This window comes from Streptococcus sp. OMI870 (genome assembly GCF_047460295.1).
In the GTDB taxonomy this organism is placed as follows: Bacteria; Bacillota; Bacilli; order Lactobacillales; family Streptococcaceae; genus Streptococcus.
Genome location: NZ_JASHGM010000001.1, coordinates 375,782 through 398,930, shown reverse-complemented (window position 1 = coordinate 398,930; position 23,149 = coordinate 375,782). Strand labels below are relative to the sequence as shown.

General features: G+C 40.1%; 21 protein-coding genes and 1 riboswitch. Of the genes, 19 read left to right on the top strand and 2 right to left on the bottom strand.

Annotation, left to right across the window (positions count from 1 at the left end):
• Positions 1-63 precede the first annotated feature (63 nt).
• The gene (locus QM968_RS02020) at positions 64-915 is read left to right on the top strand and encodes a CbrC family protein (protein WP_414381835.1); all 852 of its coding nucleotides are present in this window, start codon (positions 64-66) and stop codon (positions 913-915) included.
• Between the two features lie 61 nt (positions 916-976).
• Positions 977-1,726 (top strand): lysostaphin resistance A-like protein, encoded by a 750-nt coding sequence (locus QM968_RS02015; protein WP_414381832.1) that lies wholly within the window; start codon positions 977-979, stop codon positions 1,724-1,726.
• A gap of 171 nt (positions 1,727-1,897) precedes the next feature.
• Here the strand turns inward: QM968_RS02015 and QM968_RS02010 are convergent, their stop codons facing one another.
• On the bottom strand, positions 1,898-2,518 hold the full coding sequence (locus tag QM968_RS02010; protein ID WP_414381829.1) for a class I SAM-dependent methyltransferase: 621 nt from the start codon (positions 2,516-2,518) through the stop codon (positions 1,898-1,900).
• Between the two features lie 154 nt (positions 2,519-2,672).
• Here QM968_RS02010 and QM968_RS02005 point away from each other — a divergent pair, with 154 nt between their 5' ends.
• The 8 genes from QM968_RS02005 to QM968_RS01970 all read left to right on the top strand — a co-directional run bounded on the left by QM968_RS02005 (position 2,673) and on the right by QM968_RS01970 (position 12,570).
• Positions 2,673-3,260 (top strand): TetR/AcrR family transcriptional regulator, encoded by a 588-nt coding sequence (locus tag QM968_RS02005; protein WP_414381826.1) that lies wholly within the window; start codon positions 2,673-2,675, stop codon positions 3,258-3,260.
• A 161-nt stretch (positions 3,261-3,421) separates the two neighbouring features.
• Positions 3,422-4,171, top strand: a complete 750-nt coding sequence (locus QM968_RS02000; protein ID WP_414382474.1) for a type II CAAX prenyl endopeptidase Rce1 family protein — start codon at positions 3,422-3,424, stop codon at positions 4,169-4,171.
• 183 nt (positions 4,172-4,354) lie between these two features.
• Entirely contained in the window at positions 4,355-5,014 is a 660-nt protein-coding gene (locus QM968_RS01995; RefSeq protein WP_414381823.1) for an ankyrin repeat domain-containing protein, read from the top strand.
• A 143-nt stretch (positions 5,015-5,157) separates the two neighbouring features.
• Positions 5,158-6,597 (top strand): helix-turn-helix domain-containing protein, encoded by a 1,440-nt coding sequence (locus tag QM968_RS01990; RefSeq protein ID WP_414381820.1) that lies wholly within the window; start codon positions 5,158-5,160, stop codon positions 6,595-6,597.
• 399 nt (positions 6,598-6,996) lie between these two features.
• Positions 6,997-8,505 carry a glycerol kinase GlpK gene (gene glpK, locus QM968_RS01985; protein ID WP_414381817.1) on the top strand — a complete coding sequence of 503 codons (1,509 nt, stop codon included), beginning with the start codon at positions 6,997-6,999 and terminating at the stop codon, positions 8,503-8,505.
• A 33-nt stretch (positions 8,506-8,538) separates the two neighbouring features.
• Positions 8,539-10,365 carry a type 1 glycerol-3-phosphate oxidase gene (gene glpO, locus QM968_RS01980; RefSeq protein WP_414382472.1) on the top strand — a complete coding sequence of 609 codons (1,827 nt, stop codon included), beginning with the start codon at positions 8,539-8,541 and terminating at the stop codon, positions 10,363-10,365.
• A 70-nt stretch (positions 10,366-10,435) separates the two neighbouring features.
• Positions 10,436-11,137, top strand: coding sequence for an MIP/aquaporin family protein (locus QM968_RS01975; protein ID WP_414381814.1), 702 nt, complete (start codon positions 10,436-10,438; stop codon positions 11,135-11,137).
• Between the two features lie 668 nt (positions 11,138-11,805).
• Entirely contained in the window at positions 11,806-12,570 is a 765-nt protein-coding gene (locus QM968_RS01970) for a (S)-acetoin forming diacetyl reductase (RefSeq protein ID WP_414381811.1), read from the top strand.
• A 49-nt stretch (positions 12,571-12,619) separates the two neighbouring features.
• Here QM968_RS01970 and QM968_RS01965 read toward each other — a convergent pair whose 3' ends face one another.
• Positions 12,620-13,039, bottom strand: a complete 420-nt coding sequence (locus tag QM968_RS01965; RefSeq protein ID WP_414381809.1) for an SP_0198 family lipoprotein — start codon at positions 13,037-13,039, stop codon at positions 12,620-12,622.
• A 348-nt stretch (positions 13,040-13,387) separates the two neighbouring features.
• Here QM968_RS01965 and QM968_RS01960 point away from each other — a divergent pair, with 348 nt between their 5' ends.
• The 9 genes from QM968_RS01960 (at position 13,388) to QM968_RS01920 (ending at position 23,146) form a co-directional block, all read left to right on the top strand.
• Positions 13,388-14,707 (top strand): haloacid dehalogenase-like hydrolase, encoded by a 1,320-nt coding sequence (locus QM968_RS01960; protein WP_414381807.1) that lies wholly within the window; start codon positions 13,388-13,390, stop codon positions 14,705-14,707.
• Positions 14,708-14,716: 9 nt separating this feature from the next.
• Positions 14,717-15,151 (top strand): EutP/PduV family microcompartment system protein, encoded by a 435-nt coding sequence (locus QM968_RS01955; protein ID WP_003006866.1) that lies wholly within the window; start codon positions 14,717-14,719, stop codon positions 15,149-15,151.
• Between the two features lie 50 nt (positions 15,152-15,201).
• Positions 15,202-16,287: a threonine-phosphate decarboxylase CobD gene (gene cobD, locus QM968_RS01950; protein WP_414381804.1), complete on the top strand. Its 1,086-nt coding sequence runs from the start codon at positions 15,202-15,204 to the stop codon at positions 16,285-16,287.
• On the top strand, positions 16,287-17,159 hold the full coding sequence (locus tag QM968_RS01945) for a kinase (RefSeq protein WP_414381802.1): 873 nt from the start codon (positions 16,287-16,289) through the stop codon (positions 17,157-17,159). Before cobD ends, QM968_RS01945 begins: the two co-directional genes overlap by 1 nt.
• Positions 17,152-18,216, top strand: a complete 1,065-nt coding sequence (gene cobT, locus QM968_RS01940; RefSeq protein WP_414381799.1) for a nicotinate-nucleotide--dimethylbenzimidazole phosphoribosyltransferase — start codon at positions 17,152-17,154, stop codon at positions 18,214-18,216. The genes QM968_RS01945 and cobT overlap by 8 nt, the downstream gene beginning before the upstream one ends.
• Positions 18,217-18,237: 21 nt before the next feature.
• Entirely contained in the window at positions 18,238-18,840 is a 603-nt protein-coding gene (locus tag QM968_RS01935; RefSeq protein WP_009730841.1) for a cob(I)yrinic acid a,c-diamide adenosyltransferase, read from the top strand.
• 310 nt (positions 18,841-19,150) lie between these two features.
• Positions 19,151-19,296, bottom strand: a riboswitch (adenosylcobalamin (AdoCbl) riboswitch).
• A gap of 277 nt (positions 19,297-19,573) precedes the next feature.
• Positions 19,574-20,716 carry a 1-propanol dehydrogenase PduQ gene (locus tag QM968_RS01930; protein ID WP_414381797.1) on the top strand — a complete coding sequence of 381 codons (1,143 nt, stop codon included), beginning with the start codon at positions 19,574-19,576 and terminating at the stop codon, positions 20,714-20,716.
• Positions 20,717-20,758: 42 nt separating this feature from the next.
• On the top strand, positions 20,759-21,463 hold the full coding sequence (pduB, locus tag QM968_RS01925) for a propanediol utilization microcompartment protein PduB (protein ID WP_009730843.1): 705 nt from the start codon (positions 20,759-20,761) through the stop codon (positions 21,461-21,463).
• An 18-nt stretch (positions 21,464-21,481) separates the two neighbouring features.
• Positions 21,482-23,146, top strand: a complete 1,665-nt coding sequence (locus QM968_RS01920; RefSeq protein ID WP_414381794.1) for a propanediol/glycerol family dehydratase large subunit — start codon at positions 21,482-21,484, stop codon at positions 23,144-23,146.
• Positions 23,147-23,149 lie beyond the last annotated feature (3 nt).

Here is a 23,149-nt window from a genome sequence, read left to right as displayed (position 1 = left end):
CAATCACCTGAAGGAAACAAAACTAGGATTTGATTCTCTGTAAAAACGAAAGTGAGCAATTCTATGAACGATTCTATGAAAGAATATATCCACTTAAAAAAGCAGTTCCAAGCGCAAGATAAGGATTCATCCAGCGTGCTTGCTCTCTATGAATTTGCAGATCGGCTGACCTTACTGGAAACTCCAGAAGCTAAGCAGGTCTTGGTGGATGTTTACCAAGAGTTGGGATTATATGCCAGTGCCTATGCTCTCTTCTCAGAGTTAGTAGACAAGTCTGATCGCAAGCAAGTTAAGAAACTTTTTACCTTAGAAAAGATGAGTCTAAGTCATGGAGATCGCTTTGCTCTCCCTCGTCCCTTGACCGAAAAGGAAAAAGAGGCTCATAAGGAGAAAGTCAGTGAATTGCCAACCTTCCGCTATCATCCGGATCCACTAGCGACGGGTGCCTTTAAGGAAGGGGAGCCTGAGACCTGCCCTTCGTGTGGGGAAGACCACACCATCTATTATGCTTTGAGACCCTATTGTCTGGAGGAGCTAAGACATCTCTGTCCAACTTGTATCTCTACTGGTCGTGCTGCCCAGAAATTTGAAGCAGAGTTTATCCAAGATGCAGATTGGCAAGGGGTCATGGATAAGGAAAAAGACCAGATCCTCTTCTGTCAAACTCCAGGCTATAGTAGCTGGCAGGGCGAATATTGGCTCTCTTGTTGCCAAGACTACTGTGCCTATCTGGGGACAGTTGGCACTCGTGAACTGGAAGAAATGGGCAATGCTGAGCAAGTCTTGGTAGAATACGAGTCACGTGATGAATTTCAGGATGTGGCTGAATACTTAGTCAAGGATGGTTCTATGTGTGGCTATCTCTTTCGTTGTCTCCATTGTGAACAATACCATCTTTGGGTTGATGCGGATTAGAGCGATGGTCCAAATCTAATAGAGTCATGAACTTGATGAAAGAATAGAAAAGGAATCACGAATGAGTAGAAAGCAAGCCCTATCTATGTATTTGTTAGGAACCTTTGGTCAAGTATTAGGAGTCAGCCTTCTGGTTTGGTTTTTAAGAGTAGGAGGAGTCAAGGTTGATTTTACATCACCAATGGGGAGCATCGCTGTTATTGTAGGTGGTTTGTCATCAGCTTTGTGGGGCAGTATTGCAAGCATTAGTTACCATCAATCTAGTTTTAAACAAGTTCTCAAAGATTTTTTTCAAGTCAAAGACAGTTTAGCAAATTATTGTTTGGTGCTTGTTTTCTTGCTACTCGACTTTTTCCCCTTTATCTTAGGTGGTAAGATTACCACTCAATCGTTGGTCTTGCCAGTGGTGCTCTTTTTCAAGGCCCTTCTTTTTGGTGGGATTGAAGAAATTGGCTGGCGTTATTTCTTTCAACCAACTTTGGAGGAAAGAATACCTTATCTTTCAGCTACTTTGATCACCTTTTTAGCCTGGTCTAGCTGGCATCTTTTTTACTTTTACATTGATGGTTCTTTAGCTGTCATTCAGTTGCTTCCGTTTCTAGTTGGACTGCTAACTAACTGTTTTATCTTATCGGCCTTGTATCATAAAACGCAAAATTTATGGATCTGTGTCATGACCCATGCGTTGATCAATGCTTTATCGCAACTGTCATCAACTGAGAGCGTATGGCTATCACTTGTGATTAAGGTGTTGATAATCCTTCTTGCCATGAGAATTGCTAGTAGCAGTATGGAGAAAGCTAAATCCTAAGCTGACTTGATTTCCATTGCTTCATATAGTTATAAATCAAAAGAGCAGTTATTTTGAACTGCTCTTTTGATATGGCTTTAAGGTTTTAGTAAAAATCTAATGAACTCGTCATCTTTTCCTTTGCCCTAAATACTTTTAGGGTGAATTCAAGCTCAACAAGTAGAGTAAGAGCTATTTGGTCGCCATTTGACTCTTATTTTTTTCACTTTTCGTGACAATATATAAAACCCATTTGTGATTTTGCCTTTCTTCAATCTTTGAAAAGCCAATACTTGTTAATAACTGACTCAATTCAGAACTTGTTCCATAATCTGTCATATGATACTTAATTTTTTCTTTTTCGGAAGCAATAATCAGAGTAGAATGATTGGACATGACTCGATAGATTTCCTGAAAGCTTTGTTTTAATTTTTTCCAGAAAATATGGGTCTGAATGGCAAAGACCAGATCAAAATAATGATTTTGGTAGGGAAGGTTTTCAACATTACCAACCATCAGCTGGACACTATCGTTTTCTATTGACTTTAAAAGCATCCGTTTAGCAGTTTGATAAGACTCCTTGGAAATATCAATGCCATGAATGTCAAGATTTTTATCTAAAGCAAGTAGGTTTTTGATAGTGCTACCACCGCCATAACCGATTTCTAAAATCCGACTATTATCTGAAATGGTAGTCTGTTTGATTGCCCAAAGACTGAATTTCTTAAAATAGGACGACCAGATGTTGGTAATTAATCGCCCGATAAGACCACTAGGATTTTTAGACTGTTTTATAAGATATTGAATGAGCATGTTCCTCCCCTTTTTGCAAATAAAGTTTGAAATATCTATAATTAAATTTCAAACTTTATTATAGAGAAAAGTAGTCAGAATAGCAAGAAAAAATGAAATATACAGGTATATATTTCAAACTTATGCTACAATTGGTAGTAACTGAGGTGTTCACATGAATCAATATCAAAAGACGACTGAGAAAAAGAAGCAAGCGATTATTCAAGCAGCTTTGCATCTATTCAAAGAAAAAGGTTTTAAGGAAACGAGTATAAAATCTATTGCAGAGGTAGCAGAAGTATCACCTGTTTCTATCTACAATTATTTTGGGAGCAAAGATAATTTGGTGGCTCTCTGTGTTAATGACTTGTTTGAAGAAATAACCCAGCAAGCCGAGGATATTTTAAAAAGTAATCTAGCTTTTAATACAAAATTAGACCAGGCTTTAGACCTATGTCAGGAGAAAATGAGTCAGCAAATCTCGGACTATTTTCAAGATAAAACGGTGAGAGATTCCGCTTTCTCAAGTCTCCTAACGAAAGCGATAACCGCAAAAAAACGGGATATTTATAGCACTTATATTAATCTCGGGAAAGAAGAGGGGCTGATTGCTAGAGACTTGTCAACAGAGCTTATTTTAAATGTCATGGATGCTCTCAATAGTGTAGGAAATCAGTTAGCCCATAGTGATAATTTAGAAACAGACGTTAAGCAAATCCATCAGATCGTTTTGTACGGTATTTTAGGAAAAAAGAAATCATGATTTTCCTTATTCTATGATTGTTCACAGCTAGCAACATCCCATCCCAATTAGTTGTATATTCTCATGTAAGAGTGTAAAATCTACTATATAAAGATAAAGAGGAGTAGGTTATGGACTTAAAAGATTTTACAGAAAATGAACAGGAGGAAATCGAGAAAGGTTTGAGCAAATCTATTTCAAAACAATCAGTCACTATCTGGTATGCACTGACAGCCCTCCTTGCTACTTTTCTAGTAGGGCAAGTTATCCTTTGGTGTTTCTCAGATAGGAGTAGTATGGGGGCCTCACTCCTGTTTATCCTAATGAACTTGATTCCCATGATAACGGCTCTTTGCTTTTCCATCGTCTTAGGTGAAACTAAATCCCTGGGAGAATTTTTCAAAAAGGTCTTTCTTCAAAAAGAAAGTAACCTGTCTTGGATGCTAGCTTTCTTCATCCCCATCATTTATTATGGGATCTCCATCCTGCTCATGAATGTTCGCTTTACTGGAAACTCCCTCTTGGCCTTCTTCCTCTATTTCCCCTGGACATTTTTATATGGAGGTCTGGAAGAAGTCGGTTGGCGTTGGTTTTTACAAGAGCATCTTTCCTTTAGCAAGCACTTTATAACTAAAATGATGGTTCTTTCCCTTGTCTGGTTCCTCTGGCGCATCCCTATCTATCGACTTCCTTGGATTACAGCAGGTTCGTCCAACTATCTCATCTTTTACCTGATGATTTTAGGGAATACCTTCCTATTTGGAGCGCTCAAGGAGTACTCGAAAGGAGCTGTTCCTTGTATCCTCGCTCACATGCTGATCGATAGTCTGGCTGTCCTTATGCTGGTTCAGAGTTCACTCATTCAGATTATCCTCCTGGTTATTTTCGAAATCCTATTATCCTCTTGGCTAGTGGCTATACGAAAATCATAAAAAAGCCTTCAATCTCTCATCCAATTTCAGTGGGAGGTTTTTTTATATGGTGATAAAATAAAACTTTTTAGCTAATGACGCATTCCAGCATATAGGACTTCATAAAGAAGTCTGTAAAATGGTATAATCAGTTTAACGAAGAACTCAGAAATAGGATTATCGATCATTTAAGGAGAAAAGGCCATGCAAAAAACTTTTCAGTTATTGCGAAGAGGAGATATCGAAGGAGTCCGTCAGATATTGGATAAAAAGCCTGAAGAAGTCAATGCTGTTTCGGGTGACAAACCTAAAAGAGATCAAGGCCAATCCCTTCTTCAAGTCGCTATTAAATCGGGACATTTAGATATTGCGGACCTACTCATTGATAGAGGGGCAGATCTTAACTTTATTGAAGAACCGACAGAGCTGAATCCATTTTGTCAACCGGTCATCCAAACTGCCGGTGGAAGAGCTGTATTTGACTGCAGGCGCATGATCAAACGTTGGAATGGTCAATATGAGATGTATTCGTCTAAGGAAAAGTCCGACCAATCCTTCAAGGTTTTTAAAAAAATGTTAGAACTTGGAGCAGATATCTCTCAGAAGGATAGTCATGGCGGAACTTTATTGCAAACTATTTTAATAGAAACCAAGGAAGTTCTGCCATCTTATTATTGGAAAACAAAAGAAACGAGCGATAATGTCCTCATTACGGATGAATTACGTCATGATTTAAATCGTATTTATGATCTCTTGATTCGTTACGGTGTGACATCGGAAGAGATTTCTGCCTATCATAAGATTCCTCTCAAAGAACTTTACCAGAACAGTCCGACCATGGAATTCTTAAATCGGTTGGATTAAAGCAGATCTTGATAAGCATTTGAAATACTAGGAAGAGCCTTAGGCTCTTTTTTCTCTTGCTGACGAGGATAGAAACAGATTGTTTTTTCTTTTGGCCAAATTATGGTACTCTAAAGATAGAATAATGGAAGGGTTTTCTGAAAATGCATTTAGCTGATTTAATGGAAAAAAGTGAGGGTGGGCAGTTTTTAATCCTGTCTCATCTGCAGCAACATTCTCCAAGCAGTCTGTCAGAAGTGATGGCGGAGACAGATTTTTCCAAAGCAACCTTGAACAAATATCTTGCACTGATCAATGACAAGGCCAAAGAGAATCAACTGGCCCTTTCCATTGAACTAGAAGATGAAAATCTTCGCCTTCTTGTGGGTTCGGATACAAAGGGGCGTGACATTCGACGGGCTTTTTTGGACAATGCTATCAAGTACCAACTATTGATCTATTTGCTTTATCATGGTCAATTTCAAGCTCAACAATTAGCTCAGGAGCTCTTGATTAGTGAAGCGACATTAGGGCGACATATTTCGGTCTTAAACAAATTATTAGCTGAGTTTCAATTTTCCATCCACAATGGGCGCCTCAAGGGTCCTGAACATAAAATTCGTTATTTTTATTTTGGCTTGCTACGAAAGGTTTGGGCTAGTGAAGACTGGAAACAAGAACTTGCCAAGAAAGAAAGACAAACCGAAATTGAAACCTTAGAAGAGCTCTGTGGTGCCCAGTTGTCTCAAGGCCAACGCTTGGATTTTGTTCTCTGGTCCCACATTAGCCAGCAACGACTTAAGGTCAATGCCTGTCAGTTTCAAGAAATTGAACAGAAGATGAAGGGCTATACGGACAATATTTTTTACCAACGCTTGTTTCGTCGGGTAAACCAGTTCTTTTCTGGGAAACACATCGCTCTTAGCCATGAAGATGGAGAGATGTTAGTCCTCTTTGCTTTCCTTGTAACCCATCGGATCCTCCCGCTTCATACTATGGAGTACATCTTAGGATTTGGGGGAGAGATTGGTAATTTGACAACGCAACTCATTCAAGAGATGAAAACGCAGAAGTTATTAGGGGATTATATCGAAGGCCCTGTGACCTATGAATTAAGCCAAATTTGTGGACAGGTCTATCTTTTTACAGGCTACCTTCTTCAAGACAAGTATAAGTACCAACTTGAAAGCCACAATCCTTATGTCTTTAGTAGTTATGATTATAGAGAAGTAGCAGACACTATCTTTAGCAAACTTCCGATCTTTTGCCAAGGGACAACTCTGGATAAAAAAATCAAGTGGGAGTGGCTCCAGTTAATGGATTATATCGCAGAAAATAGTGGGAGACAAATTAAGATCGGCTTAGACTTAACAGTGGGCTATTTAGGCTATACACGGATGACAGAAGTCCTCAAGCGCTACTTAGAGTACAATCGTTTTATTACCATTGAAGCCTTTGATCCAGCTTCAGATTACGATTTGATTGTGACCAACAATCCTATTAGCCATACCCAGCGGATTCCTGTCTATTATTTGAAATATGACCTAGATCTAATTGATCTAGCCAATATTCGCCAGATGATCTATGGGGATACCAATACTTAGTATGTCAGAAGAGAGGCTGGGATAAAAGTCCTAGCCTCTCAATTGTCTTTGAATTGTAGAGCAAGACGCAGTGGTTGAGTGGGCTCTACTACGCTGATTTCATCAGCTTTTACAGCCCTACTCAACTGTGCGGAGGTGGGACGACGAAATCGAATTCTAACGAATTGCCGATTTCTCTCCCACTCTCTTTTTTTGCTGGAAATTGCTTAGATTTGTCTGGAAATTTAATATAACAGAAGTGTGGAAATCTCTTCTGGCTCAAGCGATTCAAGAGACGCTCCTCATATTTTTTTAAATTTTAAAAAAAAATGATGATCATGAAAGCGATTTATTTTGTATACTAGAGATTGTAAGGAGTACATCTCCTAAAGAATATTTCTTTTCCCAGGAGGACAGTTCATGTCACAAGAAAAATACATTATGGCCATTGATCAAGGAACAACAAGTTCTAGAGCCATCATTTTTAATAAAAAAGGAGAAAAAGTAAGCTCAAGTCAAAAAGAGTTCACGCAAATTTTCCCTCAAGCTGGTTGGGTTGAACACAATCCAAATGAAATCTGGAATTCTGTTCAGTCTGTTATCGCTGGTGCCTTTATCGAGAGTGGCATCAAACCAGGACAAATCGAAGCTATCGGAATTACTAACCAACGGGAAACAACCGTTGTTTGGGATAAGAATACTGGACTTCCAATCTACAATGCCATTGTCTGGCAGTCTCGCCAAACAGCTCCTTTAGCTGAACAGCTTAAGAGCCAAGGTTATATCGAAAAATTCCACCAAAAAACAGGTTTGGTCATTGATGCCTACTTCTCAGCAACTAAGATTCGCTGGATCTTGGACCATGTAGAAGGAGCACAAGAACGTGCTGAAAAAGGAGAATTGCTCTTTGGAACCATCGATACTTGGTTGGTTTGGAAGTTGACAGACGGAGCTTCTCACGTAACAGACTATTCAAATGCTGCTCGTACCATGCTCTACAATATCAAAGACCTAAAATGGGACGATGAGATCTTGGAAATCCTCAATATTCCTAAGGCTATGCTTCCAGAAGTGCGTTCAAACTCTGAAATCTATGGGAAAACAGCTCCTTTCCATTTCTACGGTGGAGAAGTTCCTATCTCAGGTATGGCGGGTGACCAACAAGCAGCCCTCTTTGGACAGTTGGCCTTTGAACCAGGTATGGTCAAAAATACTTATGGTACTGGATCTTTCATCATCATGAATACAGGTGAAGAGATGCAGCTATCTGAAAATAACTTGCTAACTACCATTGGATATGGAATTAACGGGAAAGTATACTATGCCTTAGAAGGATCTATCTTTATCGCGGGTAGTGCCATTCAATGGCTTCGTGATGGTCTTCGTATGGTGGAAAACTCACCTGAATCTGAACAATATGCGCGTGATTCTCACAACAACGATGAAGTCTATGTAGTACCAGCCTTTACAGGTCTAGGAGCACCATACTGGAATCAAAATGCTCGTGGTTCGGTCTTTGGCTTGACTCGTGGAACAACCAAAGAAGACTTTATCAAAGCGACTCTTCAATCCATTGCTTATCAAGTACGGGATATCATTGATACCATGCAAGTTGATGCCAAGACGGCTATTCAAGTCCTTAAAGTGGACGGTGGTGCAGCTATGAATAACTTCTTGATGCAGTTCCAAGCGGATATTCTCGGTATTGATATCGCTCGTGCTAAAAACTTGGAAACAACTGCTTTAGGGGCAGCCTTCCTTGCAGGTCTATCTGTCGGCTACTGGAAAGACCTGGATGAATTGAAAGAACTCAATGCAACTGGTGAACTCTTCGAGCCTTCTATGAACGAATCTCGTAAAGAACAACTCTACAAGGGATGGAAGAAAGCTGTTAAAGCTACCCAACTCTTTGCAGAAATTGAAGACTAGTCAAGAGTCCAGTAGGATAGAAAGTGAAGAATGATGGAATTTTCAAAGAAAACTCGTGAATTATCGATTAAGAAAATGCAAGAACGCACCCTGGATCTTTTGATTATCGGGGGAGGGATCACAGGTGCTGGGGTAGCCTTGCAGGCAGCAGCAAGTGGTCTTGAAACAGGTTTGATTGAAATGCAGGACTTTGCGGAAGGGACATCAAGCCGTTCAACAAAATTGGTCCACGGTGGACTTCGTTACCTCAAACAATTTGACGTAGAAGTGGTATCAGATACGGTATCAGAACGTGCAGTAGTTCAACAAATTGCTCCTCATATTCCAAAACCAGACCCAATGCTCTTACCAGTCTATGATGAAGATGGGGCAACTTTTAGCCTCTTCCGTCTCAAGGTAGCCATGGACCTCTATGACCTCTTGGCAGGCGTCAGCAATACACCAGCTGCCAACAAGGTCTTGACCAAGGAAGAAGTGTTGGCTCGGGAGCCTGAGTTGAAACAAGAAGGTCTTGTCGGTGGTGGGGTCTACCTAGACTTCCGTAACAACGATGCTCGTTTGGTGATTGAAAATATCAAACGTGCCAACCAAGATGGAGCCCTCATTGCCAACCACGTAAAAGCAGAAGGATTCCTCTTTGATGAATCTGGCAAGATCACAGGTGTAGTGGCGCGTGATCTCTTGACTGATGAAGTCTTTGAAATCAAGGCTCGTTTGGTGATTAATACAACTGGACCTTGGAGCGATAAAGTGCGTAATCTCTCAAATAATGGAGAGCAGCATTCACAAATGCGTCCAACCAAGGGTGTTCACTTGGTCGTGGATTCTAGCAAGATTAAGGTTTCTCAACCAGTCTACTTCGATACTGGTCTTGGAGACGGTCGTATGGTCTTCGTCTTGCCACGTGAAAACAAAACCTACTTCGGAACGACTGACACGGACTACACTGGCGACTTAGAGCATCCAATAGTAACTCAAGAAGATGTCGACTACTTGTTAGGAATCGTGAATAACCGCTTCCCAGAAGCTCACATCACCATCGATGATATCGAAAGTAGCTGGGCTGGTCTTCGTCCCTTGATCTCAGGAAACAGTGCTTCTGACTACAATGGTGGAAACAACGGCACTATCAGTGATGAGAGCTTTAATGCTTTGATTGCAACAGTTGAAGGCTATCTTTCTAAAGAAAAATCGCGTGAAGATGTTGAATCAGCAATCAGCCACTTGGAAGGTAGCACTTCTGAAAAACATTTGGATCCATCTGCTGTTTCTCGTGGATCAAGCTTAGACCGCGATGACAATGGTCTTTTGACCCTGGCTGGTGGTAAGATTACAGACTACCGTAAGATGGCTGAAGGAGCGATGGAGCGTGTCTTGAACATTCTTAAGGAAGAGTTCGACCGTCAGTTCAAATTGATTAACTCTAAGACCTACCCAGTATCAGGTGGAGAAATTAACCCAACGAACGTGGATTCTGAAATCGAAGCCTTTGCTCAACTTGGCGTATCTCGTGGCTTGGATAGCAAGGAAGCTCACTACCTAGCTAACCTATACGGTTCTAATGCACCTAAGGTCTTCGCCCTTGCTCATAGCGTGGAACAAGCACCTGGATTGAGCCTAGCAGATACCTTATCACTTCACTATGCAATGCGCAATGAATTGGCACTTAGCCCAGTTGACTTCCTTCTTCGTAGGACAAACCACATGCTCTTCATGCGGGATAGCTTAGATGCGATGATCGAACCCGTTTTGGATGAAATGGGACGCTTCTATGAATGGTCAGAAGATGAAAAAGTTGGCTACCGCAAAGACTTGCAAGTCGCTTTGGAAAACAATGACTTGGCAGCATTAAAAAACTAAGAAAAACAAAAAAGGGGTTGGAAAGAAGAATATCTGACCGGCCCCTCTTTTTGATGGAGAAATAACGTATATGAAAGAAATATTTGGTGAATTTTTAGGAACTCTAATCCTGATTCTATTAGGGAATGGGGTTGTAGCAGGAGTGGTTCTTCCAAAAACAAAAAGCCACAACTCAGGTTGGATCGTCATTACCCTTGGTTGGGGGATTGCGGTTGCAGTGGCAGCCTTTATCTCTGGCAAGTTAAGTCCAGCACATTTGAACCCTGCAGTAACAATTGGGGTTGCCCTTAATGGTGGGCTAGCTTGGGCATCTGTGATTCCTTATATCCTTGCTCAATTCGCAGGAGCCATGGTAGGGCAAGTCCTTGTTTGGTTACAGTTCAAACCGCATTACCTAGCAGAAGAAAATCCTGGAAATATCCTTGCAACCTTTAGTACTGGTCCAGCTATTAAGGATACTACTTCAAACGTCATCAGTGAAATCCTTGGAACCTTTGTCTTGCTTCTGACTATCTTTGCACTTGGTCTTTATGACCTTCAAGCAGGACTCGGTACTTTTGCCGTTGGTACCTTGATTGTAGGGATTGGTTTGTCTCTCGGTGGAACTACAGGCTACGCTCTCAACCCAGCTCGTGACCTAGGACCTCGTATCATGCACAGCCTCCTTCCTATTCCTAACAAAGGAGATGGTGACTGGGGTTACGCTTGGATCCCAGTAGTTGGTCCAATCATCGGTGCAGTACTTGCAGTAGCAGTCTTTAAAATGTTTTAAAAAATGAAAGAGGCTGGGACACAAAAGTCCTAGCCTCTCAATTGTCTTTGGATTATCGAGTAAGACGCAGTGGTTGAGTGGGCTCTACTGCGCTGATTTCATCAGCTTTTACAGCCCTACTCAACTGTGCGGAGGTGGGACGACGAAATCGAATTCTAATGAATTACCGATTTCTGTCCCACTCTCTTTTAAAATACTGTATTAGCTAAAGAGAGCTTTGTACGTTCTAACTTAAAACAAGCTATAAGAAATGTAAAACGCAATAAAGAAAACAATGATCGCAATAATGTATTGAACTGGCTTAGGTAGGTTATTCAATTTATCCATGAATTCTTTCATTGTTTGACCTCCTTATTGTTTGATTTTCTTATAATTAGTGTAGCATGAAATAAGTCGCAAAACAAAGGCAATATGAGTGTTTTTGTCAAGATATAAAACCCTTTTCAAAATTAATTTGATCAGTTAATCTATTACTAAATAAAGATAAGATAGATTGTAAATTACTTTAGAAAATAACAGGCCAGAGTTTGACACTTTTTTCACAAAGGAGTATACTGTTAGCATAGTTTTGGAAGGAACTTATAATAGATTCATACAAAACTGACTGTCAACCTATGCTGTTCTTTTATGAACGTTTGCTGGTATCGGGGATACCAAGGAGGAATCATATGTCTAAAGTAGCTATTGTCACAGGTGCAGGTCAAGGGATCGGTTTTGCGATTGCAAAACGATTGGTACAAGATGGCTTCAAGGTCGGAGTCTTAGACTACAATGCTGAAACAGCAGAAAAAGCAGTAGCTGAGTTATCAGCAGAAAATGCTTTTGCGGTTGTTGCGGATGTCTCTAAACAAGCTGAAGTGACTGCAGCTTTCCAAAAAGTTGTGGATCATTTCGGAGACTTAAACGTCGTCGTTAACAACGCTGGTGTTGCACCAACTACACCACTTGATACGATTACAGAAGAACAATTTGAACGTACTTTTGCCATCAACGTTGGTGGTGTCATCTGGGGTGCTCAAGCAGCACAAGCTCAATTCAAAGCGCTTGGCCATGGCGGAAAAATCATCAATGCAACTTCACAAGCAGGTGTTGTAGGTAACCCTAACTTGACTGTCTATGGTGGTACTAAATTTGCAGTTCGTGGTATCACTCAAACATTGGCACGTGACTTGGCTGATTCAGGTATTACTGTCAATGCGTATGCACCTGGTATCGTTAAGACTCCAATGATGTATGATATCGCTCATGAAGTTGGTAAGAACGCTGGTAAAGATGACGAATGGGGTATGCAAACTTTCGCTAAAGATATTACCCTCAAACGTTTGTCAGAACCCGAAGATGTCGCTTCAGCGGTTAGCTTCCTTGCTGGTCCTGATTCAAACTACATTACAGGACAAACCATCATCGTGGATGGTGGGATGCAGTTCCATTAAGATAATAAATAGAGGTTGGGATAAACATCCTAACCTCTGATTTTTTATGCTATTTCGTTAATACAATGGTATCAGAAGGATCTCGATCATCATCTTCGATGGTCAGTTGATTGCCTTCAAGTGTGTAATATTTGAGATCATCTCCCACAGTGAGAGTATGATTGTCAGCGTGAACGGTTACAGGCTTGCTTTCTCTCTCGCCATCCCTTTCAACCTCTTCCCATGTGCCCGTCGTACCAGACAGGGTCAGAGTGATCTGATCATTTTCATCAGTCCCTTTGTATGTACCGTCTAGATTTTCAGCTTGGCTAGCCGTTTGTGAACCTTTAGAGCTTGAAGTACTCGAAGAAACCTTTTGGGGACTAGCAGAGCTTGCAGGTGTTTGAGCTGTCTGGTTAGAGCAGGCTGCTAAAAGACCAAGAACTGCCATTGAGGCAAGAGAAAGTGTGAGTTTTTTGGACAATGTCATTGGCATGTCTCCTTTCTTTGTTCCTCCAAGTATAACAGAGCTTAGAGGAGAAGACAATGAAAATGTCTTTTCTGAAAGCTAGGAAAGTAGGATTCGAAAAGGAGTTATATTATATTAGTAATCGTCGTTAAATAGTTTCTTATATTTCTTTCAATAAAATGAAAGAATTTTACAAACAAATGAAAAATGTAACCGTTTTCGGTTGACATTCAATCAGCTAATTAGTATAATGGGTGTGGAATAATATAAAAGGCAATGAGGCCTATGATTGCAATGGCGCAACCGTTTCAAATCATAGGTTCTTTGTTGCCTTTTTTCTAATTAAAAATTTTTTTTGGAGGTTTTCTCATGAAGAAACATCGTCTCTTTTTAGTTTGTGGTCTAGCCTTATTTATGGTTGGTTGTCAGGCTTCTCAGTCGTCTAAAACAACTGAGTCTAGTAAAACTAGTCAGGAAACAAGCGTGAAGAAAGAAGATCAAGTCCTTGAACGTGGTCAGTGGGAGGACAAACTATATAAGAAATTAAGTAATGTCATTAAAGAAAATGGCAAATCTAGTTCAAAATATGATGAATCAGCAAAACCATATGCTGTATTTGACTGGGATAACACAACCGTCATCAATGATATCGGTGAAGCAACCTTCACTTATCAGATCGAAAACTTGGAATTTAAGATGACTCCAGAAGAGTTGGATAAGGCGATTCGTACAAATATTCCAGAAGACAACTTCACAGAAGATCACAACAACAAGGAAGGAAACCCTGTTAATATTGATAAGATCGCCAAAGATATTGTTTCTGATTACACTGTGATTTATAATGAGTACAAAGAATTCAAGGGTTCTAAGAGCCTCGAAGAAGTAAAAAAATTAGACGAATATAAAGATTTCAGTGCTAAATTACGTTATCTTTACGAAGCCATCGGTGGAACCTTCAGCTCAGACATTTCTTATCCATGGGTAACTTACTTGTTTACTGGTATGACATCTGAAGAAGTTCAAGCGGTATCTGAAAAATCAATTGAACGTGCTTTGAAAGAAGATTTGGTTTTTGAAACATGGGAAAGTCCAGAAAGCTTGAAAGGCGAAGCTGGTCAAGTGGAAATCAAATTTAAACGTGGTGTCCGTGCTGTAAAAGAGATGCAAAATCTTTATAAGACTCTTCAAGATAACGGCATTGATGTTTATGTTGTCTCTGCTTCCTTCCGTGATGTCATTGTTCCTTTTGCTACTCTGGATAAATTCGGTTATAATATTACGGAAGACCATGTGTATGGAATGGAACTTGTTAAAAATGATTCTGGTGTGATTCAATCAGAATACAATAACGACTACTTCCAAACACAAGGTGAAGGAAAAACAAAAACAATCAAGAAATTTATTGCAGATAAACATGGCAACCAAGATCCTATCTTAATCGCTGGAGATAGTAACGGGGACTACGCAATGTTGAAAGACTTTGATGGTTTACAAATTGGTATTATCTTCAATCTTTTGCGTGATCCTTCTAAAGGAATCGGCTTGTTATCACAGACTGCAGTAGATACATATGATAGTAAGGATGCTAAATACTTCCTACAAGGTCGTGATGAAAACAAGGGTGTTTTGGTCAAGAGCCGTGAAACAATTAAGTTAGGAACGGATGAGGCACAGTTAATTAAAAAATAGGGGACATATATGAAGAAAATCATGTTTGTTGGTTCTGTTGGAGTGGGTAAAACAACGCTAACCCAACGGTTAAAAGGATTAGATATTGAGTATTTTAAAACGCAGGCTGTTCAATTCCATGATAGTATTATTGATACGCCAGGGGAATTTTTACAGCATAGACGGTATTACAATGCGTTAACAGTGACTGCAGCAGAAGCTGAAATCATTGGACTCTTAATCGCAGGAAATTCGACCATGCAAACTTTTCCTCAAGGATTTTCTTCATTATTCAACCAAGATGTGATCGGAATCATTAGCAAAATTGATTTGGTAGACTCTGAGGAGCAATTAGAATTCGCGCGCAAGCAGTTGTTAGATGCAGGTGTGAAACGGATTTTTGAAATTTCTTCAACAGAGAATACTGGAATCGATGCTTTAAAGGACTTTCTTGAGAGTGAGTAAACATGATATAATCTAAAAGGACTACTTTATCTTTCAAGAAGGAGATGTGTATGATTGTTGAACACGGAGGGAATGGACGTCTATTAGCTGAAAAAAATGGGAATTCTTCTGAAAAGTGGATTGATTTTAGTGCCAATATCAATCCGCTTGGAGTTTCTACAAGCCTCCGCCAAGTCTTAGTGGACAGTATTGATAGAATTACGGAATATCCGGATATCACCAACCAATATGAAAAGGATTTACTGAGGGAGCATCATGGAAATCAAGATCTAGAAATCCTTTTGTCAAATGGTGCAGTTGGTTTATTTTACGAACTAGCTCAAACCTTAAAGCCGAAGAGATTATTGATTTTAAGTCCCACCTTCATGGAATATGAAAAAGCTTTTCATCAAGAAGGGACAGAAATTCTGTACCATCATTTAACAGCTCCTCATTTTACGTGGACTGTGGAAGGTCTATTATCCGATATAGACCAATTGGAAGCTGGAGATGTTGTCCTATTGTGTAATCCTAACAATCCAACTGGCTCCCTTGCTCCAGTTGGTCACTTGCTAGAAATCGGAAAAAAATTGCTGGAACAGAATATTCATTTTATTCTAGATGAAGCTTTTATTGACTTTTTAGAAGACGAGGAAGCATATAGTTTTGTTCCGTACTTGAGTGATTTTGCAAATGCGATTGTCGTTCGCTCTCTAACGAAATTTTACGCTATTCCAGGCTTACGCTTAGGCTACGCTCTAGGGATTCATCCTTGTTTAGCAAAAATTAATGAACGACGGGCTCCATGGACGATCAATGCATTGGCTCTTCAAGCCTTGCCGGTGATTTTAAAGGATCGAGATTATCAAACTCAAACTTTAAAATGGTTACAGAAGGAGAAAGACTTCCTTTATCAATCCTTGAAATCTTTTTCTGCATTAAGGGTTCTAAAACCAAGTGTCAATTATATTTTCTTTCAGTATACGGGATCTAAGGATTTACGTGAAGAATTATGGCGCCATGACATTTTTATCCGCTCCTGTGCGAACTATCGCAATTTGACGAGTGATTACTACCGCATTGCGGTTCGTAGTAGAGAGGAGAATAGCTGTTTATTAGCTGCTTTGGAAGCGATTCTTGGAGGAAAAGAAGAGTGATGGGGGCAGTAAAAGCATCTTGTCCAGGCTCTTGCGGAGAATTGTTTCAATGTGTGGTAGATGGTGAAGAGTTTTTGATGTCTTATGGCATTGAAAAGAAAAGTCAAGTAGTGATTGGCCCTCAAACAGGTGTCATGAAAGAAGGGTTGCGGCCTAAAATGCTGCAAGTCATCAATGAACTAACAGATCAGATAGATTTTGACTATACTTTTCAAACAGATATTTCTGTTGGGAAGGGCTATTCTAGCAGTACAGCGGATATGCTTTCGATCTTAGGAGCTTATTCTGCCTATAAACATGGAAAAGTATCGGTTCCCTTATTAACAAGTCTTTGTTCAAAGATTGAACCAAGTGACTCCGTAGGATTTTCAGACTGGACCGTGATGAATCCTCTTAATGGTGCGATTCAATGGCAGACATGGTGGAAACCAAAGCTTTATGTATACATTCTAGAGCCAGATCAAATTGTTGATACGACGAGTTTCATAAGAATGACGGATAGTCCCTTATATCCTGCTGAGCAATCAAAAACATTATTGACTGATTTTAAAATAGCTTGTGACAAGCAAAATGTGCAGCTATTAGGCGCCGTTGCGACTAGAAGTGCCTTGTTGAATAACAAACGACTACCCAAACCCTATTTAAACGATATTATCGACCTAGTAAATGAATTAGGTTTACTAGGGGTTAATGTTGCCCATAGTGGTAGTATTGTTGGTATTCTGCTGACAGAAGAGCAACTGATGCACATGGCTGAGTTAGAAGAACGACTGTCTCATCATCCTTTAGCAAGCTATTATTCTCTCAGAAATCTAAGCAAGATTATATACGACGGGCTCCAGGTAAAGAAGGTGGAGGAGATCCTTGAATAGGCAAGAAGAATTAAATCAAATCCTAGATAAAATTGTACCTATTAATGCTACAGCATTAGAAGAGGGGGTAAAGGTGTGTGATCGCTTAGCAAAACCTCTGGGTGCATTAGGTAAAATGGAAAAAATGTATGCCAAGCTATATGCGATGTTTCCTAACAAAATCCAGCTATCAAAAAAAATCGTCATGATCTATGTAGCGGATAATGGAATTTGTGAAGAAGGAATTTCCTCAAATCCTATCGAAACAACCTTTATTGTTGCCAATAATATCAGAAATGGTAAAGCAGGGGTTTGTAATATTGCAGAACATGCTGGGTCTGATATTTGTGTCATTGATATTGGTTGTAAGCGTCAAATTTATTCCGATAACCCGGACCATGTGTTACATGGAACTCGCAATATGCTAAAAGAAGCTGCCATGACTCGAGAGCAAGCCATTGAAGCCATTTTAGTTGGGTATAGAAGAACAGTTGAAAAGATCAATCAGGGCTATACCTTATTTGGAACAGGAGAGATGGGGGTTGGAAATACCACAACTTCCGCAGCAGTTATTGCTGCCACTTTGGGAATTCCTGCCCAAAAGGTAACCGGATACGGAGCTGGAGTGACGGAAGATATGAAGGCTCATAAAACAGCTGTCATTCAAGAAGCGGTAACCAATCACGCTCCCTTTAGTGATATCATCGATCTCGTCTCCAAAGTTGGTGGCTTAGACATGTTGGGGATGGTTGGCACCTATTTAGCTTGTGCCCAGTACCAACTTCCTTGTGTCATTGATGGATTGATTTCTTTGACAGGACTCTTAATTGCTTCACAGTTAAAGAAAGAAGTGGTTGACTATTGCTTCCCATCCCATTGTTCTACAGAACCGGGCTATCAAATTGTTTCGGATTATTTAGGCTTATCCCCGATGCTTCAAATGGATATGCGCTTAGGGGAAGGATCTGGTTGTCCTTTAGCTTTCTTTTTAATGGAAAGTTCCGTGTACACGATAGAGCGTATGCCGACTTTTGAGGAGGGAAAACTGGACCGGGATGACTACGTCGACATTAGATAAAGAGTTATAAAGGAGGAAAATATGCAACTATATACAAAGACTGGAGATAAAGGTCTTACAAAATTAGTAGGTGGCCAAAGCGTTGCAAAAGATTCAGATCGTGTCAATGCTTATGGTACCGTAGATGAATTAAACACTTGGGTCGGTTATACAATTAGTAAAATGGATCCAGATGATGAATTGAGAGACGAATTGTATCAGTTACAGAATTATCTGTTTGATTGTGGTTCTGATTTGTCTACTCCTCATGGTGTATACCCATATAAAGTAGATGAAAGCCTCGTTAAATGGATTGAAGAACGAATTGATACTTATGCGGATATTCCACCAGCTCTGGAAAGATTTATTTTACCTGGTGGTGATGAAATTGCTTCAATGATTCATGTGGCAAGAACCATTGCTCGGCGTGCGGAGCGCCTTGTGGTAGCAACCATGTGGACGAATGAAATCAATAACCAAGTCTTGATTTTTATCAACCGTTTATCTGATTATTTCTTTGCGCTTGCACGTGTCATTAACTATCGTAAACACTGCCAAGATATTCCTTATGAAAGAGGAGCAAAGGTGTTCCACAATATTACAAAAGCAGATGTGGAGCGTTGGGCACAGAAGAATAATAGCTAATAGAAAAAGCACTACCCAAACTAAAATTAGGGTAGTGCTTTTCTATTGATACCGAGACTAAAGTTTTGGAATAGAGCATCCTTTAGGAGAAAATAAAAAACCTTACCTCCCCAGAGGGAAAGGCAAGGTTCACATTCGAAAGCCATATGTACATCAGTGTACAAACTTCGTGTTAAGCATCGTTGGTTAACAATAGCTCTCCAAATATTGACTCTGCTTCATCGCAGATGATGGAAAAACCATCCTTAGAAAATGATACGTACTTAAACGTAGAGTCAATAGGGGAAAGCACTATTTTGGTGTATTTCCTAACTGACATCACCACCTTACATCGAGGCGTGAAATCTACTAAAATTTAAGAATAAAGACCTGACTTAAAGCAAAGCTTATCACAGTGGCGGGACCGTGTTGGATTTTCACCAAACTTCCATACCCTTAAAAGTACCAAAATCATTTCTAGTAACTACATAATATCACGATCTGGAAGAAACCGCAAGTATTATGCTTAAAAAATATAAAAATATATGCTTTTTCTTTTGCGTTGAAAACGTTTTTATGGTATACTCTTTGTAAAGTACAAAGGAGTACAAATTTAAGCAACGAAGCTATATGAAATATGCCAAAACTTTATGTGGTTTGGCTGTATTTCATGTGGCTTCTTTTTATGTATTCTGAAGAGTTTCATCTAGTAAAGGAGGTTAAATAATGAAACTCAAGAAAGAAAGGAGAACGAATGTATAACATATACTACAAAACACAAATTTATGTCGGCAAGGGTGCCTTGGCTCACTTGGGCGACTATCACAACCAATCGATATTGGTTGTTGCTGATCCATTTTTAAAAGAATCTGGCCAGTTGGATCGCATTCTTGAATTCTTAGATGAAAGTAACGATCTTGTGATCTTTACGGATATCGTTCCAGATCCGCCTATTGATGTCATTGTGGCAGGGATTAAAGCTACGGAAGGAAAATCAATCGACATTGTCTTATCAGTTGGTGGAGGATCTGCAATCGATGCTTCTAAAGCCATGTATTACTTTGCTAAGAAACAAGGTGTTTTTAAAGATGTGAAACTCATCTCTATCCCGACGACTAGTGGAACAGGCTCTGAAGTGACGAGTTTTGCCGTGATTACCGATGCTGAGAAAGAACAGAAGTATCCGATTGTCGATTGGGATATTTTACCGGATGTCGCAATTTTGGATTCGAATTTGGTAGAAACTTTACCAGCTAATATCACAGCTGACACTGGTATGGATGTGTTGACGCATGCAATCGAGGCTTATGTTTCTAATAAAGCGACTGATTTTTCTGACGCTCTGGCTGAAAAAGCTATTAAATTAGTTTTTGAATACTTACCTCGTGCATACAAAGATGGGCATGATTTAGAAGCGCGTGAAAAAATGCATGTGGCCTCTACCTTGGCAGGAATGGCCTTCAACTCAGCTTCATTGGGGATCAATCATAGTATCGCCCATGCTGCAGGAGCAAAATTCCATATCCCACATGGACGTCTCAACAGCATCTTAATGCCACATATTATCCAGTATAATGCCAATGTGACAACTAATGGTGCTCGCACAGGTAATTTGAATAAAGAAACTGCTGAACGCTATCAACAGATTGCTCGTTTATTAGGCTTGAGTGCTTCTACACCTGTTCTTGGTGTAAGACAACTAGTCGATGCTGTTCGGAAACTTCAGAAGAAATTAGATCATCCAACTTCATTGAGCGCTTATGGAGTAGGACTTGAAGATTTTAATGCAAATAAGCGTGAGATTGCAGAAGCGGCCTTAGTGGATAAGTGTACAATTACGAATCCAAGAGTTCCTACAGTTGAAGAATTGTTGAAAGTTGTAGAACAGGCTTTTTAAAAATATTACAGTCGTTTTTATCATACATAAAGGAGTAATAAAATGGCTAATAATTGTAATGTTACTGAATTTGTTGGTTCAAATCCAACAGGAGATACCATTGGTCTCGTGATTGCCAATGTCGATCAACAGTTGTTGGATGCTATGAAGTTGAAAAAATACTATCGGTCTATTGGTATTATAGGTGCTCGTACAGGAGCTGGACCTCATATTATGGCTGCAGATGAAGCTGTAAAAGCTACAAATACAGAGATCGTTAGCATCGAATTACCTCGTGATACAAAAGGTGGAGCAGGACATGGTAACTTAATTATCTTTGGTGGAGAAGATGTATCAGATGTACGCCGTGCAGTAGAAGTAACTTTAGGCGAAGTCAATCGTACATTTGGAGATGTCTATGCCAATGAAGCAGGCCATATCGAATTGCAATACACTGCGAGAGCAAGCCATGCCATCGAAACAGCTTTTGGTGCTGAAGTTGGTCGTGCCTTTGGTCTCATTGTAGGTGCGCCTGCAGCCATCGGAGTTGTTATGGCGGATACTGCAGTTAAATCAGCTACAGTTGATGTTGTTGGTTATGCTTCACCAGGTAATGGTGGAACAAGCCATTCAAACGAGGTCATTTTGTTTATCAGTGGTGACTCTGGAGCAGTGAGACAAGCTGTCGTTTCTGCAAGAGAAATCGGGCTTCAATTGCTTGGAAGTCTCGGTGACACACCAGTGAATGGTCAGCCATCCTACATTTAGAGAATGGGGGAATGAAAGATGACAAAATCAAAACGTTTTGAAGTTCTCAGTAAACGACCAATTAATCAGGATGGATTCGTAACAGAGTGGGTTGAAGAAGGTTTAGTGGCTATGGATAGCCCTAATGATCCAAAGCCTAGTATTCGTATTGAAAATGGCGTCGTAGTTGAATTAGATGGAAAATCAAGAGAAGAATTTGATTTAATCGATCAGTTTATCGCTACTTATGGAATTGATTTGAAACATGCAGAAGAAGTTGTTCGAATGGATTCTAAAGAGATCGCTAACAAAATTTTAACTCCGAATGTACCACGTTCTGAAATTGTTCGATTGACCAAAGCAATGACTCCTGCAAAAATTTGTGAAGTTGTGAATCACATGAATGTTGTTGAAATCATGATGTGTTTGCAAAAAATGCGGACACGGAAACAAACAGCAACACAAGCGCACGTTACAAACGTGAATGATAATCCGGTACAGATTGCTGCGGATGCTGCAGAAGGGGCTCTGCGTGGATTTGCTGAACAAGAAACCACAGTAGCCGTTGTTCGTTATGCACCTTTCAATGCCTTGTCTCTTATGATTGGTTCGCAAGTTGGTCGTCCTGGAGTTCTCACTCAGTGTTCATTGGAAGAAGCAACAGAACTTGAATTTGGTATGCGTGGCTTCACAGCTTATGCTGAAACTATCTCCGTTTATGGTACAGAAGATGTATTTACAGATGGTGATGATACTCCTTGGTCAAAAGCCTTTTTGGCGTCTGCTTACGCTTCTCGTGGATTGAAGATGCGCTTTACTTCAGGTACTGGTTCAGAAGTTCAAATGGGACAAGCAGAAGGCAAGTCCATGCTTTACTTGGAAGCTCGCTGTCTATATATTACAAAAGCAGCAGGTGTTCAGGGAACACAAAATGGATCTGTTAGTTGTATTGGTATTCCTGCAGCAGTTCCAAGTGGTATTCGTGCAGTAGTTGCTGAAAACCTAATTGCGACGATGCTGGACCTCGAATGTGCGTCTTCTAACGACCAAACATTTACTCACTCAGATTTGCGTCGTTCTGTACGGACTTTGATGCAGTTTGCACCTGGTACCGATTTTATTAACTCTGGATATTCTGCAACTCCAAACTATGACAATATGTTTGCTGGATCTAACTGGGATGCTGAAGATTTTGACGACTACAATGTTCTGCAACGTGACTTACGTGTAGATGGTGGTTTGCGCCCTGTTCGTGAAGAAGAAGTTATCAAAGTACGGAATAAAGCTGCCCGCGTGATGCAAGCTCTATTTAAAGGTTTAGGTTTACCTGCTATCACAGATGAAGAAGTGGAAGCGGCGACTTATGCACACGGTTCAAAAGATATGCCTGACCGTGATAAGGTTGAAGATATCAAAGCGGCTCAAGGTATCCTTGAACGTGGTGTTCAAGGTGTGGATCTTATTAAGGCTTTGGCAAACAATGGCTTCCCAGAAATTGCCAATGAACTCTTGAATTTGTTTAAACAACGTGCTGCAGGTGACTTTTTACAAACGTCTGCTATTTTCGATAAAGATTGGAATGTTATATCAGCTATTAACTCTCCGAACGATTATGTTGGTGTCGGAACTGGACATCGCCTATTGGGAGAAGAATGGGAAAAGGTTAAAGATATTCCACGTGCGATCGACCCTCGTGATATATAGGAG

Coding starts and splice junctions, on each gene's coding strand:
- QM968_RS02020 (WP_414381835.1), top strand. CDS start 64: ATGAACGATTCTATGAAAGAATATATCCACTTAAAAAAGCAGTTCCAA.
- QM968_RS02015 (WP_414381832.1), top strand. CDS start 977: ATGAGTAGAAAGCAAGCCCTATCTATGTATTTGTTAGGAACCTTTGGT.
- QM968_RS02010 (WP_414381829.1), bottom strand. CDS start 2,518: ATGCTCATTCAATATCTTATAAAACAGTCTAAAAATCCTAGTGGTCTT.
- QM968_RS02005 (WP_414381826.1), top strand. CDS start 2,673: ATGAATCAATATCAAAAGACGACTGAGAAAAAGAAGCAAGCGATTATT.
- QM968_RS01995 (WP_414381823.1), top strand. CDS start 4,355: ATGCAAAAAACTTTTCAGTTATTGCGAAGAGGAGATATCGAAGGAGTC.
- QM968_RS01990 (WP_414381820.1), top strand. CDS start 5,158: ATGCATTTAGCTGATTTAATGGAAAAAAGTGAGGGTGGGCAGTTTTTA.
- glpK (WP_414381817.1), top strand. CDS start 6,997: ATGTCACAAGAAAAATACATTATGGCCATTGATCAAGGAACAACAAGT.
- glpO (WP_414382472.1), top strand. CDS start 8,539: ATGGAATTTTCAAAGAAAACTCGTGAATTATCGATTAAGAAAATGCAA.
- QM968_RS01975 (WP_414381814.1), top strand. CDS start 10,436: ATGAAAGAAATATTTGGTGAATTTTTAGGAACTCTAATCCTGATTCTA.
- QM968_RS01970 (WP_414381811.1), top strand. CDS start 11,806: ATGTCTAAAGTAGCTATTGTCACAGGTGCAGGTCAAGGGATCGGTTTT.
- QM968_RS01965 (WP_414381809.1), bottom strand. CDS start 13,039: ATGACATTGTCCAAAAAACTCACACTTTCTCTTGCCTCAATGGCAGTT.
- QM968_RS01960 (WP_414381807.1), top strand. CDS start 13,388: ATGAAGAAACATCGTCTCTTTTTAGTTTGTGGTCTAGCCTTATTTATG.
- QM968_RS01955 (WP_003006866.1), top strand. CDS start 14,717: ATGAAGAAAATCATGTTTGTTGGTTCTGTTGGAGTGGGTAAAACAACG.
- cobD (WP_414381804.1), top strand. CDS start 15,202: ATGATTGTTGAACACGGAGGGAATGGACGTCTATTAGCTGAAAAAAAT.
- QM968_RS01945 (WP_414381802.1), top strand. CDS start 16,287: ATGGGGGCAGTAAAAGCATCTTGTCCAGGCTCTTGCGGAGAATTGTTT.
- QM968_RS01935 (WP_009730841.1), top strand. CDS start 18,238: ATGCAACTATATACAAAGACTGGAGATAAAGGTCTTACAAAATTAGTA.
- QM968_RS01930 (WP_414381797.1), top strand. CDS start 19,574: ATGTATAACATATACTACAAAACACAAATTTATGTCGGCAAGGGTGCC.
- pduB (WP_009730843.1), top strand. CDS start 20,759: ATGGCTAATAATTGTAATGTTACTGAATTTGTTGGTTCAAATCCAACA.
- QM968_RS01920 (WP_414381794.1), top strand. CDS start 21,482: ATGACAAAATCAAAACGTTTTGAAGTTCTCAGTAAACGACCAATTAAT.